This is a genomic window from Plectonema radiosum NIES-515 (assembly GCF_025753815.1).
Lineage (GTDB): Bacteria > Cyanobacteriota > Cyanobacteriia > Cyanobacteriales > Nostocaceae > Hassallia > Hassallia radiosum_A.
On sequence record NZ_JAOWRF010000295.1, the window covers coordinates 25,208 to 42,159 of the forward strand.

12 protein-coding genes are annotated in these 16,952 nt (G+C 40.8%); 6 read left to right on the forward strand and 6 right to left on the reverse strand.

The annotated features are described in order from the left end of the window. Positions 1-408 precede the first annotated feature (408 nt). Complete coding sequence (gene nfi / locus OGM63_RS20380; RefSeq protein ID WP_263747479.1) at positions 409-1,074, reverse strand: deoxyribonuclease V; 666 nt, start codon at positions 1,072-1,074, stop codon at positions 409-411. Between the two features lie 183 nt (positions 1,075-1,257). On the opposite strand from nfi, the gene OGM63_RS20385 reads away from it, so the two are divergent. Further along, a complete protein-coding gene (locus OGM63_RS20385) occupies positions 1,258-2,121 on the forward strand; it encodes a prohibitin family protein (RefSeq protein WP_263747480.1) in 864 nt (287 codons plus the stop codon). A 258-nt stretch (positions 2,122-2,379) separates the two neighbouring features. Here the strand turns inward: OGM63_RS20385 and mnmH are convergent, their stop codons facing one another. After that, a complete protein-coding gene (gene mnmH / locus OGM63_RS20390; RefSeq protein ID WP_263747481.1) occupies positions 2,380-3,489 on the reverse strand; it encodes a tRNA 2-selenouridine(34) synthase MnmH in 1,110 nt (369 codons plus the stop codon). Positions 3,490-3,716: 227 nt separating this feature from the next. On the opposite strand from mnmH, the gene OGM63_RS20395 reads away from it, so the two are divergent. Next, a complete protein-coding gene (locus OGM63_RS20395; protein ID WP_263747482.1) occupies positions 3,717-4,796 on the forward strand; it encodes a hypothetical protein in 1,080 nt (359 codons plus the stop codon). A 1,192-nt stretch (positions 4,797-5,988) separates the two neighbouring features. Here the strand turns inward: OGM63_RS20395 and dnaA are convergent. After that, a complete protein-coding gene (gene dnaA / locus OGM63_RS20400) occupies positions 5,989-7,365 on the reverse strand; it encodes a chromosomal replication initiator protein DnaA (protein WP_263747502.1) in 1,377 nt (458 codons plus the stop codon). Positions 7,366-7,537: 172 nt separating this feature from the next. Between dnaA and OGM63_RS20405 the strand changes: the two genes are divergently transcribed. From OGM63_RS20405 to OGM63_RS20420, 4 genes are all read left to right on the forward strand, one after another. Continuing rightward, the gene (locus tag OGM63_RS20405) at positions 7,538-8,800 is read left to right on the forward strand and encodes an HhoA/HhoB/HtrA family serine endopeptidase (protein WP_263747483.1); all 1,263 of its coding nucleotides are present in this window, start codon (positions 7,538-7,540) and stop codon (positions 8,798-8,800) included. 252 nt (positions 8,801-9,052) lie between these two features. Next, entirely contained in the window at positions 9,053-10,882 is a 1,830-nt protein-coding gene (gene thrS, locus OGM63_RS20410; protein ID WP_263747484.1) for a threonine--tRNA ligase, read from the forward strand. Positions 10,883-11,102: 220 nt separating this feature from the next. After that, positions 11,103-11,393 (forward strand): type II toxin-antitoxin system TacA family antitoxin, encoded by a 291-nt coding sequence (locus OGM63_RS20415; RefSeq protein WP_263747485.1) that lies wholly within the window; start codon positions 11,103-11,105, stop codon positions 11,391-11,393. Between the two features lie 12 nt (positions 11,394-11,405). Beyond that, a complete protein-coding gene (locus OGM63_RS20420) occupies positions 11,406-11,942 on the forward strand; it encodes a GNAT family N-acetyltransferase (RefSeq protein WP_263747486.1) in 537 nt (178 codons plus the stop codon). Between the two features lie 112 nt (positions 11,943-12,054). Here OGM63_RS20420 and OGM63_RS20425 read toward each other — a convergent pair whose 3' ends face one another. The 3 genes from OGM63_RS20425 to OGM63_RS20435 form a co-directional block, all read right to left on the reverse strand. Next, on the reverse strand, positions 12,055-13,344 hold the full coding sequence (locus OGM63_RS20425) for a nickel/cobalt transporter (protein WP_263747487.1): 1,290 nt from the start codon (positions 13,342-13,344) through the stop codon (positions 12,055-12,057). Positions 13,345-13,520: 176 nt separating this feature from the next. Further along, positions 13,521-14,909, reverse strand: a complete 1,389-nt coding sequence (locus tag OGM63_RS20430) for a tetratricopeptide repeat protein (RefSeq protein ID WP_263747488.1) — start codon at positions 14,907-14,909, stop codon at positions 13,521-13,523. Between the two features lie 291 nt (positions 14,910-15,200). Beyond that, entirely contained in the window at positions 15,201-16,463 is a 1,263-nt protein-coding gene (locus tag OGM63_RS20435) for a DUF4331 domain-containing protein (protein WP_263747489.1), read from the reverse strand. Positions 16,464-16,952: the final 489 nt, after the last annotated feature.

Sequence of the window (16,952 nt, forward strand, 5' to 3'; positions counted from 1 at the left end):
AATCCGAATATTGTCTGCTTTGTGGCAAAAAATCCGATTATTGATTTATTTCTGGATTGGGAATTTGCGATCGCGCAAGTTATAGAGTGCGATCTTGGTCGCTTACCCTAGGTATCGCTCTTTGAAATTGTAAACAATAATTTATTACCCGACGACTAAAGTCGCGGCTATACAAACAAAGTCCACCTGCGTGGACTTAACTTCATAAGTCCGCATGACAAAAACTTATAAACAGGAATGAGCGCAAAAACTCTCTGCAACTCTTATTCCTTCTCCTTCACCAGATGCCAAATTAAGAAGGTGTCCTTCGTGTCTTTGTGGTTCGTTTTCTGGTCTTTGTGCGTAAGTCCTAATATGGTATTTGCTTTTCTGGAGTGCGTTCTTACTTGCGTTGGCAAAGCCATCGCTTTATCTGTTAGAAGCTAATTTATCCGCAATGCGAGTAGTTTCTGGTAGTCGGTATTTTGGCGTGCAGCGCAATACGTAGTCAATAGCCGTCGCTAGACTGATACGATGACCACTGGAAATATATAGTGGTTTTACTTTGGTACGCGATCGCAAAACGGCACCAATGGTTTCACCCTGATGTATAAGTGCTTGCCAACTGCCTTTGGTATCTGGTAATATTCCATGCTTACCAACCAGCAAGGATTTTGCTACACCAATCGTCGGTATATCCACAAGTACACCCAAATGACAAGCTATGCCAAATCTGCGAGGATGGGCGATTCCTTGACCATCGCAGAGAATAATATCTGGTATTGTAGTAATCTTTTCTAAAGCGTCGAGTACAGCGGGAATTTCGCGAAATGAGAGGAAACCAGGAATGTAAGGAAATGTTGTGGGACGATAGGCTAAACTCGTCTCGACAAGAAGCAAATCGGGAAAACTGAGTACTGCTACTGCTGCACGACTAATCGTCCCGTCTGCTTCAAAACCCATGTCTACCCCAGCAACATACTCAACTGGTTCTTTAAATTTATCTTCGGTAATTACCTCAGCTTGGAGTTGTTCTTGAATAGCGATCGCTTCATCTAGTGTTAATTCCCAACCATGACGTTGATAAATTTTCATGTTTAAATAAGTTTGAGTTGAAAGTTTTTTCCGAAATCGTTACCTATAAGAGTGTTTTTACTGATGTTCACTCTAGCTCGTAGCGAGCGGTTTACCGCTCATGGCAAAGCTTTCAAGGCATAGAGTTAAGTCCGTCTTTATTTACACTCCAGTACTTGTATCACTCAATTTAGCAGAGAAAATATGGAAAATCTAAGAAACAATAATAATACTAATAATCATCATCACGGCTTGTACCTTGTCGGGGGAATAGTTTTATTAGTTTTAGCAATTATTTTTCGTCCCTTTAGCATCGTGAATGCTGGTGAACGAGGAGTTGTCATGCAATTTGGCAAAGTTCAAGATAGAGTATTTGATGAAGGCATCCATCCGATTACACCAATTATCACATCAGTTAAAAACATCAGCATTCGCATTAAAAATAGTAGTTTTAAAGCTGATGCTACTGACAAAGACCTCCAGAAAATGACAGCAGAAATCGCTGTTAACTGGAACATCGACCCAATGCGAGTCAATAAAGTTTATCAAAAAATTGGAGATGAGCAACAAATCATTGCAACAATAATCGCTCCCGCTGTTTCCGAAGTTTTAAAAGCAGTAACTTCTCAAAAAACGACAGAAGAAATTATTAATCAAAGGGCAGAAATCAAAGCACAACTTGATACACAACTAAAAAATCGTCTAGTGCCTTATGGTGTAATTGTCGATGATGTATCTATAATAAATTTCGCTTTCCCGGAAGAGTTTAGCAAAGCTGTAGAAGCAAGACAAATAGCAGAACAACAAGCTAGACTTGCAGAATTTAATGCTGATAAAGCAGCACAAGAAGCTCAAGCAAACATCAACCGCGCTAAGGGAGAAGCCGAAGCGCAAAAATTACAAGAAAAAACATTAACACCAGCATTTTTACAGAAGCAAGCCATAGAAAAATGGGATGGTAAGTTTCCGATGGTGATGACTGGTGATGGTAAATTACCAATGATTAATATTACAACTGCTACTTCGACAAATAACGCTACTATGTCTTCGCAACAAAAACAGAAATAAGACGCACAGATGCAAACAATTTTACCCCTACCCCTCTCCTTGCATTAGACATCTCCGGAAAAGATGTAGAGACGCGAAATTTCGCGTCTCTACAAGGATTTCAGGTAACGCATATTTAATTGATGGAGATGTCTATTGGAAAGGGGTAATATAATTTTCAGGTTAATGAGGTACATGCGTAAAACCCAAAATCCTGTAGAGACGTAGCATTGCTACGTCTCTACGTGTATTTAATAACAACGCAATCTGCTGTAATTTTCAGGTTAATGCTAGAGAATTCGGCAACAAACAATCCAATAAAGTATCAATACTGCTATCAGATAAATTGGGTATAGATAGCACGCGATCGGCTTTGGTAAAGTCCCGTTTTATTGACTTTCTATAGGTGGGGTCATAGTGGTATTGCAACATATCTTGCACAAAGGATTCCCAATTTCCTGCGTCAATTAACTGATGCCACTGACATAATTTATCCCAACCATAACGAGATTTAAACTTTTCCAGCTTCCATTTTAAAATATCGGCACGATCTACTAAATGCGGATATTCTTCTAAAATAAACTTCACTCTCACAGCTATCGGTATTTGAATTTCTACACAGTTAGCCTGTTTTATTTTCTCCCATAAAAATTGGGGTAAATAAATATTGCCAATTTTTTGGCTCTCTGATTCTACCCACACTGATTTATGCGGATTGAAGTTTTGTAACTGTTCTACTAGCAGAGATTCAAAGTATTTTTGTGAAGGTTGAAAAGAAACTTTTCCTTGCCATTGTTCCCCCAGCAGAGAACCACGATGGTTGGCTAAAGCTTCTAAATCTAAAACTTGAGCGCTACGAGTTAAGCGCATCTGGTGTAAGATATGCGTTTTAGCACTACCAGTAAGACCGCACAGTACCTGATAAGTAAATTTTTGTGTTAGATGTTCGATTTGCTGACGAACATAAGCGCGATAAGTTTTGTAACCACCTTCGAGTAATGTGACTTGCCAACCAATTTGGGATAGCACCGAAGCCATGCTACCAGAACGCTGTCCACCGCGCCAGCAGTAGACTAGAGGATGGTAGTTTTTATCTTTTGTGGCAAAGTATTCTGTTAGATGTTGGGAGATGTTTTTTGATACTAAAGCAGCCCCGATTTTCCGAGCGGTGAAGGGGTTGATTTGTTTATATATCGTTCCCACTTCAGCGCGTTCGTCATCATTTAGCACTGGTAAATTGATGGCTTTGGGGATGTGGTCTTCGGCAAATTCGCTCTTTGAACGAACATCAATTATTTCACTATAAGATTCAGACCAAGGTTGTCGGGTATATGTGGGTGAAGGTGTCATTGCAGTCAAACCTATCTTTCTTAATTGTGGCACTCCCATAAGTTTTAAGTGGGATGATGGGATATGGCGAATGAATGCAATTGTAAAGAAAGCTGTGATTGATTGGTTGTTGGGCAAGAGGTATTATTTAATCGTCCATATGAGATTTCTAGTTTGTTCTGATACAGCCGAATCTTTTACAAATAGGGATGTGTAAGCTAAATAATGCGATCGCATGGCTTGAATTTACCTAACCATTAATTTAAATGAAGCGGAGGATGGGTCATATGAAAAAGTTTGGATTACCTATATGGTTTCCTTATCCTAATTCTTGGTTAAGCGCTTTAATGTTATCTGTGCTGATGACTGCATTTGTCAATACCATTAGACGCAATAGTGAATTGTTGTTGAATCTGGCTAGATGGTCAAACAGACCGGAACAATTTATCATCTGGCTGATATTGTTAATTATACTACCAATTCCGGCGATCGCCTTTTTGCATCACTTTTTTCTCAGTCGCTTTATTTCTCCAATTCCCGGCGAAAAAATCCGCAAAATTCAAGGTTTTGTTCCAGGGATAATCAGTTGGTGGGAAAGTTTATATAGTTGGCTTGTGTTATTGTTGTCAACTTTAGCAGCAACGTTGTTTTCTACCCCTTTCCTAACTCTATTTAATCTCAACTACGAGAAAATCATTACCAACTCAAGTCCAATTGACAGAAACATCCAAACAATCTTTGCAGTAGTCTGGCTGATTAATGCCGCTCTCATTTACCAGATTGGGTATTTATTTAAGTGTCGCTTGGTTTATGGTGATTCTATTGATAATACAGCAGACAATTCTCAGTTGGATACATCTCCCCAAATTGAGACTGATAGCATGGGAGATGAAACGATTTCAACCCAGATGCAAACTCCTGAAGAATTACCAGCTAAAAAACCAACTTTTTTGAGCTTTGTTACCAAGCATGGTAAATCGCCGAAAAAAATATTTACAATTATTTTGATTCCTTTGGTGGCTATGTGGATATATTTGTTTGCCAAGTTACCAGAAGTTCAACAAACGGCGAATTTAGCAGATAAAATTAGATTATCTGTTTCTTCAGAAGTTACACCAGTTAATGCTAAATTTACTGAGGATGATAATTTTGAGAAAGGACTTAGCAAAGGTAAAAGTGCAGCAAAATTAGCTAGGGTTGCAGAATCTCAAGATGAATGGAAGATGGTTGAAAATCTGTGGAGAGAAGCAATATTTTTGATGAATTCTGTGCCATCTTCAAGTCCTGATTATGCTTTGTCTCAGCAAAAAATTAGACAATATCAGGTTTATTTGGATTTTGCAAAGCAAAGCGCTGGAAGTAAGTAACGTTTATTTCCCGACGATTAAAATCGCGGCTACACGAACGAAGTCCGCCTGCGCGGACTTCCAGAGCTTTGAGTGAATATACGTAATAAAGGGTGCGATTAATTAAAAATATAGACGATGTTAATCGCGTCTTTTAAATGGGAATCCTGAGAATGGAAGATTAATTTTCAGGTTTTCACTTTTACTGGTTATGATACAACCGAATAGACGTGGAACTTGCTAAACAGGAAATGTAGAGGCGATCGCATCGGGGATAAACCGTCAATTACAAGCTAAAGGCATCACTGCAAAAATTGCCCTCAAAGGTGCTTGCTTACAAGTAATGCTGGAATCTCCAAACTCTAATTGCATTTGTCCGGAAAGGGCTACAAAAATTTTATGAATCTTCTTTGTATAAAAAACTTACTGTAGAAAGTTGATTCTTCAAAGGTGCGATCGCTCCTTGCTGAGGCTAAAAAAACAAGTGCGATCGCTCTTAGCTATTCTTCTGCAAGACGGTATTCTTAGATTAATCAGGATGAAAAATTATGCTGAAGAAACTCAGACAAAATTTGTAAATAATTGCAAACACAGCAAGCATCATACTACGTCACAATAATCACACATCTTGTACTGTAGAGACGACCGGGCGGAGCTTCTAAGCGCGTTAATTAGACGGACACAATATTATTTTTCCGATAAATTAAAATAAATCGAAACAATTAAGTAGTAATACTGCAAAAATGAAGTTTATAAGGTTAACTTTATTTTTATTTTCTGTATTACTGCTGAGGGTATTTTTCGGCAAAAATAGCATTATTTAGATAGTTTTGTGCAAAATATTGATCACAAACTATACAAGATTGTTTTTAGGATCGCGTTCTCATAACTTTAAAAAACCATGAATAATTGCCCTTGCTGCTCCCACCGACTTTTGGCTCATATTCGCAAGAATGAAGTTTACTGGTTCTGTCGAACATGCTGGCAAGAAATGCCATCACTGAGTAGGAAAAAGAGTAATTTATATCTAGAAGTAGCCAGAAAAGAATCAGCTAGAGAGTTTCAGAAGTTAGTTTAGCGTAATTGCTTATAGAAGTTACGGCAATTAGTATTACATTTCGTAATAATGCCTGTGGAAAAAGTTGTGGAAAAACCCATAGTTTTTCCACAGAGTAATTATACTCAATGATTTTTGGCAGACTCTAGTTCAAGTTTATTTTTGGGAACGACTAGTGATATTAATGCGATCGCTTAATTTACGTAAGGTTTGTACCAAAGTGCGATCGCTTTCTTGTAGCTGGGCTATTTTATCGCAACTATAAATCACCGTTGTGTGGTCTTTCCCACCAAAAACTTCTCCAATTCTCGGCAAACTCAAACCCGTGTGTTGTCGCATTAAATACATACAAATTTGACGTGCCCAGCTTATTTCTCGTCGTCGCGAGTTGCTTTTTAAGTCTTCAATTGAGATATTAAAAGCATCAGCTACTACCGATAAAATCGCTTCTGGAGTAGCTGGCAATTTTTCATTTTTGGGTTCTAAAACTGGTACTATATTTTCCACAGTCATGGCTAAACCCCAAATAGAAATATACGCCACTGCCCGAATTAAAGCTCCTTCTAACTCGCGAATATTAGAAGTGTAATTATTAGCTATATATTCAATTACATCTGGAGGCAAGATAATATTTTTATCTTCTGCTTTTTTTTGCAAAATTGCCATTCTCGTTTCTAAATCTGGCGTTTGAATATCAGCAATTAACCCCATGGAAAAACGAGAACAGAGACGTTCTTGTAAGCGAGGAATTTGGTTGGGGGGACGGTCGGAAGCTATAATAATTTGCTTACCAGCTTCATATAAACTATTAAAAGTATGAAAAAATTCTTCTTGGGTAGACTCCTTACCCTCAATAAACTGAATATCATCGACTAACAGTACATCAGCGGCTCGGTAATGCTCTCTAAAACCTTGTCTGTTATCATTACGAATGGCAGTAATTAAATCATTAGTAAACTGCTCAGTCGAAACATAAAATATTTTAGCATCCGAATAATTTTCTCGGCGATAGTGTCCAATAGCCTGCATTAAGTGAGTTTTTCCTAATCCGACACCACCGCATAAAAATAAAGGATTAAACTCTCTTCCAGGGGATTCAGCAACGGCTAATGAAGCAGCGTGAGCCATGCGGTTATTTCCACCGACTACAAACCGCGAAAATACATATTTATAATTTAAGTCACTAGTTTTCGTTTTGCTTTTAAAAGCATTTTCTAAAAGATGATTTGGAATAGGAACTGTCTGAGAAAGCTCTCCTTCACTTAAAAAAGAAACTTCATCACCCTGAGCAACGGTAAAATAAATTTCTACAGGATGACCAACAATGTCTTGTACTACGTGAGCGATTGTATTTATGTAATACTTTTGTAACCAATTACGCGCAAAGGGGTTAGGGGTAAGTATGACCAAGCAATTATTTTCTAATCGCTCTGCACTAGCAGTTTTAATCCAAGTTTCAAAGGTGGGACGGGATAATTCTAGCTGTAAGCGCTCCAATACCTGAATCCACAGAGTTTCTATGGGAATTTCCATTCTTAACACCATCTTTGCTGCTAATCGTCAAAATAGAAGATATAAGCAAGCACCCATTTAGCATTGCTCAGATGCTCTAGACCTAGAACAAACTTTTAAGTTGTAATTATTCTTGTTCCCGGTAGGCAAGATCCTACCACTCACTGACTAACAAAGGAGTTGCACGCAATACATGAAGATAACACATGACTTTGGGCAAAAAAAAATTGATCCGAGGGGTTTGCCTCAACGGTGGACAGCAACTGGTATGATGTCAATGCTACTGAGTGGGGCAATGATGTCCCTTGGTGGGTGTTTACCTAGCAGTAGTGTGGGTATTGGGAATCAAAAAAATGATTCTCAGGCTCAGACACAAGCGCGTTCTTCAAGCGATCGCGCTCCTGTAATTGTCCCACCCCCAATTTTCGCCAAGTCTGGAGATCCTAACTTTGTCGTCGGGGTAGTGCAAAAAGTCGGACCAGCGGTAGTTAGAATTGATTCTACTAGAATCGTCAGTTCTCGTAAACCAGATGAATTTAACGATCCATTTTTTCGGCGCTTTTTCGGAGATCAACAATCACAACCCAGACAAACAATAGAAGGTAGCGGCTCTGGATTCATTATTAACTCCGCAGGTCAAATTTTGACTAATGCCCATGTGGTGGATGGTGCTGACACGGTGACGGTAACATTGAAAGATGGTCGGACTTTTGACGGCAAAGTGTTGGGGGAAGACCGAGTAACTGATGTCGCAGTCATCAAAATTGGCGCAAATAACCTCCCCACTATTGCTCTTGGTAACTCCGAAACGCTACAACCAGGAGAAGCAGTAATTGCTATTGGCAATCCTTTAGGTTTAAATAATACTGTAACCTCCGGCATTCTCAGTGCTACAGGTCGTTCTGGTAGTGACATCGGTGCTAGTGACAAGCGCGTTGACTACATTCAAACAGATGCTGCTATTAACCCTGGTAACTCTGGTGGACCGCTCCTAAATGCTGAAGGTCAAGTAATTGGGATGAATACAGCGATTTTGCGTGGTGCTCAAGGATTGGGATTTGCCATCCCCATCAATACAGCACAACGAATTGCCCAGCAATTAATTGCCAACGGAAGGGTGGATCATCCTTATTTAGGTGTGGCAATGGAAACGCTGACCCCAGAAATCAAGAGAGTCATCAGTAATGCTTCTGACGGTCAGCTGAAAATAGCAGCAGATAAAGGAGTATTTATTCGCGGTGTTGTTCGTGGTTCCCCAGCTGCGACAGCCGGATTAAGAGCAGGTGATGTGATTATCAGTATCAATAACAAATCTGTTGCCAAAAATGAAGAGGTACTAAAAATATTAGAAAATAGTCAAATAGGTAGCCCGTTACAAATCCAATTGGAGCGGAATGGACAAACTGCACAAATCGCAGTTAGCCCTGCACCTCTACCTGCTCCACGAGAAAGCTGATTTTATGAAAATAGCTAATATAGCGGTTATCAGTTGGGTGCAATACATCAAAGAATTAAGGAACCGCAGATGAGCGCACCCTCGACGCAGATAAATCTGTACTTGATTCAAACGAGAAGCGCTATAGTTGTTATCGCTTTCAACCTCACAAAGCACAGAAAAATGCCTATGTTATATTTGGGTATATTTTTTGAAACTTGAGCGATCGCAAGTCATCATAAAGTAATTACTTAGCCAATAATTCAACAGCCGATGCCGCCACAATCATCCGACAATCAAGTAGAACAACCTGAAAAAATGTACTTACCGCGTAGCAGCGAATCGGAAAATTTGCGAAAAATCCGCCACACAGCTTCCCATGTGATGGCAATGGCAGTACAAAAGCTGTTTCCCAAAGCGCAAGTTACAATCGGTCCGTGGATTGAAAACGGCTTCTATTACGATTTTGACAGTCCCGAACCATTTACCGACAAAGATTTGAAAGCCATCCAGAAAGAGATGGTAAAAATCATCAATCGCAAAATCCCCCTAATTCGGGAAGAAGTTAGCCGCTCTGAAGCTGAATCCCGGATTAAGAAAATTAACGAACCTTACAAATTAGAAATTCTCCAAGATATTAAATCCGAACCAATCACAATTTACCACCTAGGGAATGAATGGTGGGATTTGTGCGCGGGACCTCATGTGGAAAACACCGCCGATTTAAACCCGAAAGCGATAGAATTAGAAAGCGTTGCTGGCGCTTATTGGCGTGGAGATGAAACCAAAGCGCAACTACAACGCATTTACGCTACCGCTTGGGAAACCCCAGAACAACTTGCCGAATACAAGCGACGCAAAGAAGAAGCGCAACGCCGAGATCATCGGAAATTGGGTAAAGAACTGGGATTATTTGTATTTTCCGATTTAGTCGGACCCGGTTTACCTTTGTGGACACCCAAAGGAACTTTGTTACGGACTCTTCTGCAAGACTTTCTGCAACAAGAACAGCTAAAACGCGGTTATTTGCCTGTGGTAACGCCCCACATCGGCAGAGTAGATTTATTTAAAGTCTCCGGACACTGGCAGAAGTATAAAGAAGATATGTTCCCCTTGATGGCGGAAGATGAGGAAGCAGCGACACTTGAACAAGGCTTTGTAATGAAGCCGATGAATTGCCCTTTCCACATCCAAATATATAAGAGCGAATTGCGCTCTTATCGGGAACTACCGATGCGCTTGGCAGAATTTGGCACTGTTTACCGTTACGAGAAATCTGGGGAATTAGGCGGTTTAACCAGGGTGCGCGGTTTCACCGTGGATGATTCTCACCTGTTTGTCACCCCAGAACAGTTAGACAGCGAATTCCTGAATGTGGTGGATTTGATTTTGTCTGTCTTCAATAAACTGCAACTGAAGAACTTTAAAGCCAGACTCAGTTTCCGCGATCCAGCCTCAGATAAGTATATTGGTTCCGATGAAGCTTGGGAAAAAGCTGAAGGTGCGATTCGTCGCGCTGTGGAAACTTTGGGGATGGATCACTTTGAAGGAATTGGCGAAGCGGCGTTTTATGGTCCAAAACTCGATTTTATCTTTAGCGATGCTCTAGAGCGCGAGTGGCAGCTAGGAACGGTGCAAGTAGATTATAACTTGCCTGAACGCTTTGATTTAGAATATGTTGCCGAAGATGGTTCTCGCAAACGTCCGGTGATGATTCACCGTGCGCCTTTTGGCTCTTTGGAACGGCTGATTGGTATTTTAATTGAAGAATATGCGGGAGATTTCCCGTTGTGGTTGGCGCCAGTACAAGCCAGATTGTTGCCGGTGAGTGATGAGTTTCTACCTTTTGCTAAGGAGGTAGCAGCGAAGATGCAAGTTTTGGGTATCCGTGCGGAAGTCGATTTGAGTGGCGATCGCCTCGGTAAACTCATCCGCAATGCAGAGAAACAAAAAATACCCGTGATGGCGGTAGTAGGAGCGAAAGAAGTTGAAAGCAACAGCTTGAGTATCCGGACACGGGCTTCAGGGGAGTTGGGAAGTATACCTGTTTCGGAAGTGATGGAGAAAATGAAGGAAGCGATCGCTAACTTCGATAACTTCTAGGTATGTCTCTAACAAAGATAATCAAATAGAGGGGGAGGAGGCAAGCGACGCTTGCCTCACACAGGATTATTATTATTATTATTAAGACTATTTTGAGTATTTTAGCTGATTGACAAAAGGCGCTTTATTCTAATCTATCGCGGATGTCTAGACGGAATAATGTACGGCTGTAACGCGTACTATATGTCATAATATTTTCAAAGCACATAATTTCTAGTTCATGGATACAAAAGTAAGTAAAATCCGAAAAAATGCTCGGTTGGAGGCTCGTGTAACAGTAGAGCAAAAACAACTGATGGAAAGGGCTGCCTATTTGCGCGGACAGAACTTGACTGAATTCATGGTGGCAGTTCTAGCTGATGCGGCTAGGCAAATCATTAAAGATCGGGAATTTATCGAATTAACCGATCGCGATCGCGCTATATTTGCCGATGCTTTGTTAAATCCCCTCGCTCCTAGCGAGACAGCTTATGCTGATGCCCAATGGTACAAGCAAGTGATGAATAAATAGTCACGCATATTAGTGTTAAACCCAGAATCCGTTGATTTTTGTATAGAACAACTCGAAAAACATCACGATAGCGCGAGTTTTAGCTGCGGTAACGAACAACTGGATCGCTACTTGCACTCCACAGCCAGTCAAGACAAGAAGAGAAATATTGCAATTCCTTACGCTATCTTTGATCGCGATCGCCAAAAAATAATTGGCTACTATACTCTATCCATGAGTGGCATAAATCTCGAACAATTACCTCAAAGTATTGTTAAAAAGTTGCCAAAATATCCGATTGTTGGCGTGACCTTAATTGGGAGATTAGCGGTGGCTCATGATTACAGGGGATATGGTTGGGGAAAGTTGTTGATTATGGACGCTTTATACAGAAGTCTCGCAGTCAGCCAAAGGACTGGTTGTTTTGCAGTGGTAGTAGATGCGATTGACGATGAAGCGGTGAGGTTTTATCAAAGGTTTGAGTTTCAAACTTTTCCTGACCAACCCTACAAGCTGTTCCGTACCATGAAAAACATTGCTCAAACTTTTGGTTTACTCCCAAAAAATTAAGCAAAAATAAGTTTTTTAAATCTGTCCTTTCTGAGGAATTGAGATACGAAAAATCTGAGATTTCATGGCGATCGCAAAACCCTATATGATATAAAGAGTCGGTGTAGGTAGTTTACAGCCGTAGTATTCCTACTTCTATTAATGCTTGCGTGGTGATTCCCAAACCAATCAGCGAGATTAAAAATGCACTGAGTGCGGGCAAAATTCTGTGGAGACGCTGTGGTTTTGGTAACTGTAGTTTCTCAAACCACTGTTTGGCATAAATTAGCAATAATCCCAATGCTGTTAGTACTGCCGCTAGTCCCAAACTAAATGCTAAAACCAGCATTAGTCCGAAACCCACACGTCCGATAGCGATCGCACTTAATAGCAAAACTAAAGCTGAAGGACAAGGTACAAGTCCACCAGAAATACCTAAAGCGAGTAAATTTCCCATCGTTACAGGGGTGTTTGAGGGTAAGTGATGGTGGTGATGTTCATGTTCATGATCGTGGTGATGTTCATGTTCATGATCGTGGTGATGATGATGGTGATCATGGTCGTGATTCCGCAGACGGCTAATAAATAGATTTAAACCGATTACCAGCACCATAAAACCAGATAAGATGCTTAACCAAGGTAATACCCGTTCTGGTAAGATAAATTGGGAAGCAAACAGAGTCGCCAATCCCAAGATAAACACGCCGATGGTATGGGTGAGAGTTGTTGTTAGTCCCAAAAACAGAGCGTGTTGAGCAGTTACTTTTGAACCCATCAGATAAGCACCAACTATGGTTTTGCCATGTCCGGGTGACATTGCGTGCATTGCACCCCAGACAAAAGCAGCCATCAGCGCGATCGCAAGACTACCACCAAATTGCCCGACGGCACCAGGAATTAACCAAAAATCCCGATTTTGACGGTTAAAAATAAAATTTTGGACTTTTCCTTTGTGAAAGATTGTTGCTAAACAATGAGAGAAGGGTGCTTCAGTGAGAAACAAATCATAATGCATTCTCTGGTTTTGTGCTGGTTGTAGCCAAGAGTAATTTAGTTGCAAAGTAGTGTGGGTATTGGCATTAACTTTCAGAGATGGTTGCAAATTGTTTGTTTCCACAGGTGCGATCGCCACAGTGCCTTTTTTACCTTGCTCATTGGATAAAAAGATGCGATCGCCTAAAAATTGTTCAAGTTCTCTTTTATGGGTTGCAGTTTCTTCACGGGAAAGTTGTCCATCCCGGTTGTCATCACTAAAAGCTACTAAACCCGTAGGAAAAGTCAGTGTAATTGCAGTTTCTTTTTCGCCTACCATAACTTCTGCAACTGACAAATCTGCCCAATGTGCAAGGCTAGGTGCGCTAAAACTAATTGATAACAGCAGTGATAAAAAGAAGGAAATGATACTAATTTTACGCCAGTGCATTTTCATATCTTTGAGAGTTTGCAGGAAGAAGAGTTTATGAACTACCAGGTAGCGGAGGAAGGCTAAAATCCAATATGCTTGATGCTAAGGTTTTTGGTACTTATTTTAGACCTGTAGAGACGCGAAATTTCGCGTCTCTACACTCGTATTTCGCGTCTCTACACTCGTATTTTGGGCTAAAATCCAAAATTCTCTAATCCCAGTCCTGATGAGTATCGCGCTTGTTTGTCAAAAGTCGGATCGATTTGTTGAGATAATTTTTGGTAAGTTAAAGCCTGCTGGTTATTTCCCAATGCTTTTTCAATCATGGCTGCACGATAGAATATAGCAGCATCTTTTGTACCCAGTTGTAAGGCTTCTTGGATAGCTTGTTGAGCTTCTTTGATGCGTCCAGAGTCAGATAATGCCCAAGCAAGGGTATCGTTGGTTTGAGCATCCCGACGAATCTTGATTTCTGCTTGCATCAAGGATAAGGCTTCAGCGGTATCTTGAGGACGATTTTTTTCTAATAATAACCTTGCTAACTCTCGTCGATGTCCAAAGGAACCGTTACCATGTGCTGTAGCATTTTCTTGTCTGAGTAAGGTTTCGGCTTCGGTTAATAATTTTACTGCTTGTTGTTGTTCACCTTGCAGTTGTTTCAGTCTGGCTTTACCCCGAAAAACAGCATGATCGTAAGTTGTGGATGATTTCTGGGAGTTGGGTAAAACTTGGGAATAAAGGTTCTCTGCTGCTTTGTAGTCTCCCTTTCTGGTTTTCAGTTCTGCCAGATGCAGTAGGGCTAAGGGATACCTCGGTATAATTCCTAGAGCTTCTTTATATAAGTTTTCTGCTAGTTCAAGTTGTCCGTGTTTGTAGTAAAACTGACCTAGTAATACCCGCGTGTATGCAGAACTGCCTGTCTCTCCGGCTTCTTCCATAGATAGGGCAAATTTAAAAGTATCAATTGCTGCTTGTTCTTGTCCTTGTGCTGTTAGTACCAAGGCTTGTAAAGTTAAGTTTCCTTGGGTGGGAAGTTTGTTTACTAAGGTATCAGCAGCGGTTTTTGCCTCTTCTAGTTTACCCATCGCTAACTTAGATGTCACCAAGATAGCCAGGGCACCTTGATTGCGGGGTTGAATTTTTAATACTTGTTGGGATAACCCTATGGCTTCGGTAAAATCATGTCTAGCTTGGGCAACACGAGCCAAAACTATCACCGCGCTTTGGTTATTGAAAGGTAAACTGGAGAGAGAGCGTTTAGCTGCTTGTTCTGCGAGTAAATACCAGTTATTTTCACCAGTTGCCTTTGCCATATTGAAATATGCTTGAGCTAAGGAAGCTAAATTTAAGCCACTTTCGGGATTTTGGCGGACTTTTTCTTGGTAAAGGGCGATTTCCTGTAAGATGGTAGCTCGACGATTGTCAGTACCTGGTAAAGAGCGAGAAAGAGAGTAACGATAAGGTGCCAGAAGTTGGGAAGATTGGGAATTGAGGTATGAGACTACAAGGGTAGTTGCGATGGGGACTGCTAGGAGTAACAGCCACTTAGGTTTGAGTTTGTGCTTGTAAATAGCTTCGGTCATTTCCGTTATTTCCTTTTCTTTTTTGGGTGTTGCTGATTTGAAGTATGAAATTGGTTTGTTGGGCATCCAAAATCCTTGTAGAGACGCGACCGGTCGCGTCTCTACAGATATGATTCATACCTGAATTCAGCAACATCCTTTTTTGAGCCACACAGACGCAGAGAACACACAGAGCAGGGGAAAGGAGAAAAGCAGTTGTTGAGTTCGTAGTCAGCACAAAGCGTGCTTCTAATTTTTTGAGCGATAAATCGCTCACTACAATCTGCTTTCTCCTAATCTTCTTGTGTCCCTCTAATTTGGTAGCGCTAAGTAAGGAAATTGTGTTTCTAACGGTTTATGACCTTGAGCTGGGTTATCGGGAGTACCTTCGTAGGAAACGTTATCGGCAGCGATCGCACCGTTCGTAAGTACACTTAAAGTTGTATCAATCACATCATCTAAGAGCAAACGTCCGGTGATGGGGCTGCCTTTGAGGTTGAGGGCTTTACCGTAACCACTTTGTTGGGTAGTATCAATTCGCATCACGTCAGGAAGGAATGCACCCAGTAAAGCATTAGCTCGTGTATCGTCATTCCCCAGGGCTTTGAGGGTAGTTTTCGCTTCTGCTCCCACCGGTGCAGCAGCACTACTTAAGTCAGCAGTGGGGGGAATACTATTAAAGGCATTCAGAAAATCGTTAGTAACGATTAAGCCTTCGTTAATACCTGGTCGTCCCAGACGTTCAACCTGTTGGAATTTCTGATTGCGGGGGTTTCTGACAGAGATAGTTTCCCACACATCGAAAGTTGTGGCTTTAGTCTTTCCTTGTAATAAAGAGCGTGGTACTCTAACAACAATGGTGTTAACGTTATATCCTTTAGCAAAGTCAAGGGCTTGGTTGGTGGGACGAAAACCAACTTGGGGACCTATACCTAAAGCTCCAGCACGAACTCGGAAAAATTGTTCCACATCAAAGAAGAAAGGATCTTCCCGCAGTCCGGCAAATACACTAACTTTGGAGTTTCCTAAGTTTAGTTCGTTAAGAGTTGGGTTATTATTATCTGCACTTAGGGGAGTAGTTTTAGCTTCATCTGCACCAATTCTTCTACCGTTAGCGATCGCAGTTAATTTAAATGCTTGTTCCCCTTGGCTGTTGGGTTGTTCAAATTGAAACCGCAGGATCACATCTTCTTGACCTGTGGGGGTTGCATCTTTATCAGCAACACGGGTAACTTTAAATTCATAAAGAGCATTGCTGCTAAAATAATACTGCTGACGAGCAACCGATCGCGGATTGGTATTCATCACGAATATCAAGTCATCTTCACTCGCACTGGGGTTTTGGTCTTTTTCCCGGAACACATATAAATCAGTTAAATTCAGGTTGCGACCTTTTGTATCCACCTCCCCGTCATCATGGTCGGAAGCATTAACGTATATTGGGATAACTGTTACTATACCAACAGCTAAACCCAAAGCTAATACACTTGCTCCAATAATTTTTTTCAGATTCCGATTTTTGAAACTCAAGCGGTGCAAGGATTTTTTAGCACCAATTGTTGTTGTATCCGTCATCTTGGTATCTCTTGACATATTTGTCATTATTAGTAAGGGAACTCAGAAAAATATTCCTTTCCTCCTTCCCTCTTCTCCAATAGCTCTATATTGTTGAATTGTGTTGTTCACTTTACAGACCAAAAACTGTTCACTTTTTGTTCACTTTTACTTTTAAGCCGAGTTTCTCAATCTCCTATTCAAATTAGACATAGAAAGTAGAGTCATACGTAGAGACGTAGCACTTGGTAGTCTAATCAAGGATTTCGGGCAACGCATAATTAATTTATCGAGATGTCTTGTACATCAACCAGAAACCACCAAAGATGTTTGCTGCTTATCAAAACTTCCATTGATAACAGGACTTACGCAAAAATTATCTCTCTTCCTCATTCCTCTGTGAACTCTGCGTTCTCTGCGGTTCGTTTTTCCACGACAATATTAGACATCGACCGCTATGCTTATTATGCGTTAACCGAAACCCTTGATTAGACGATTCTGTGCTACGTC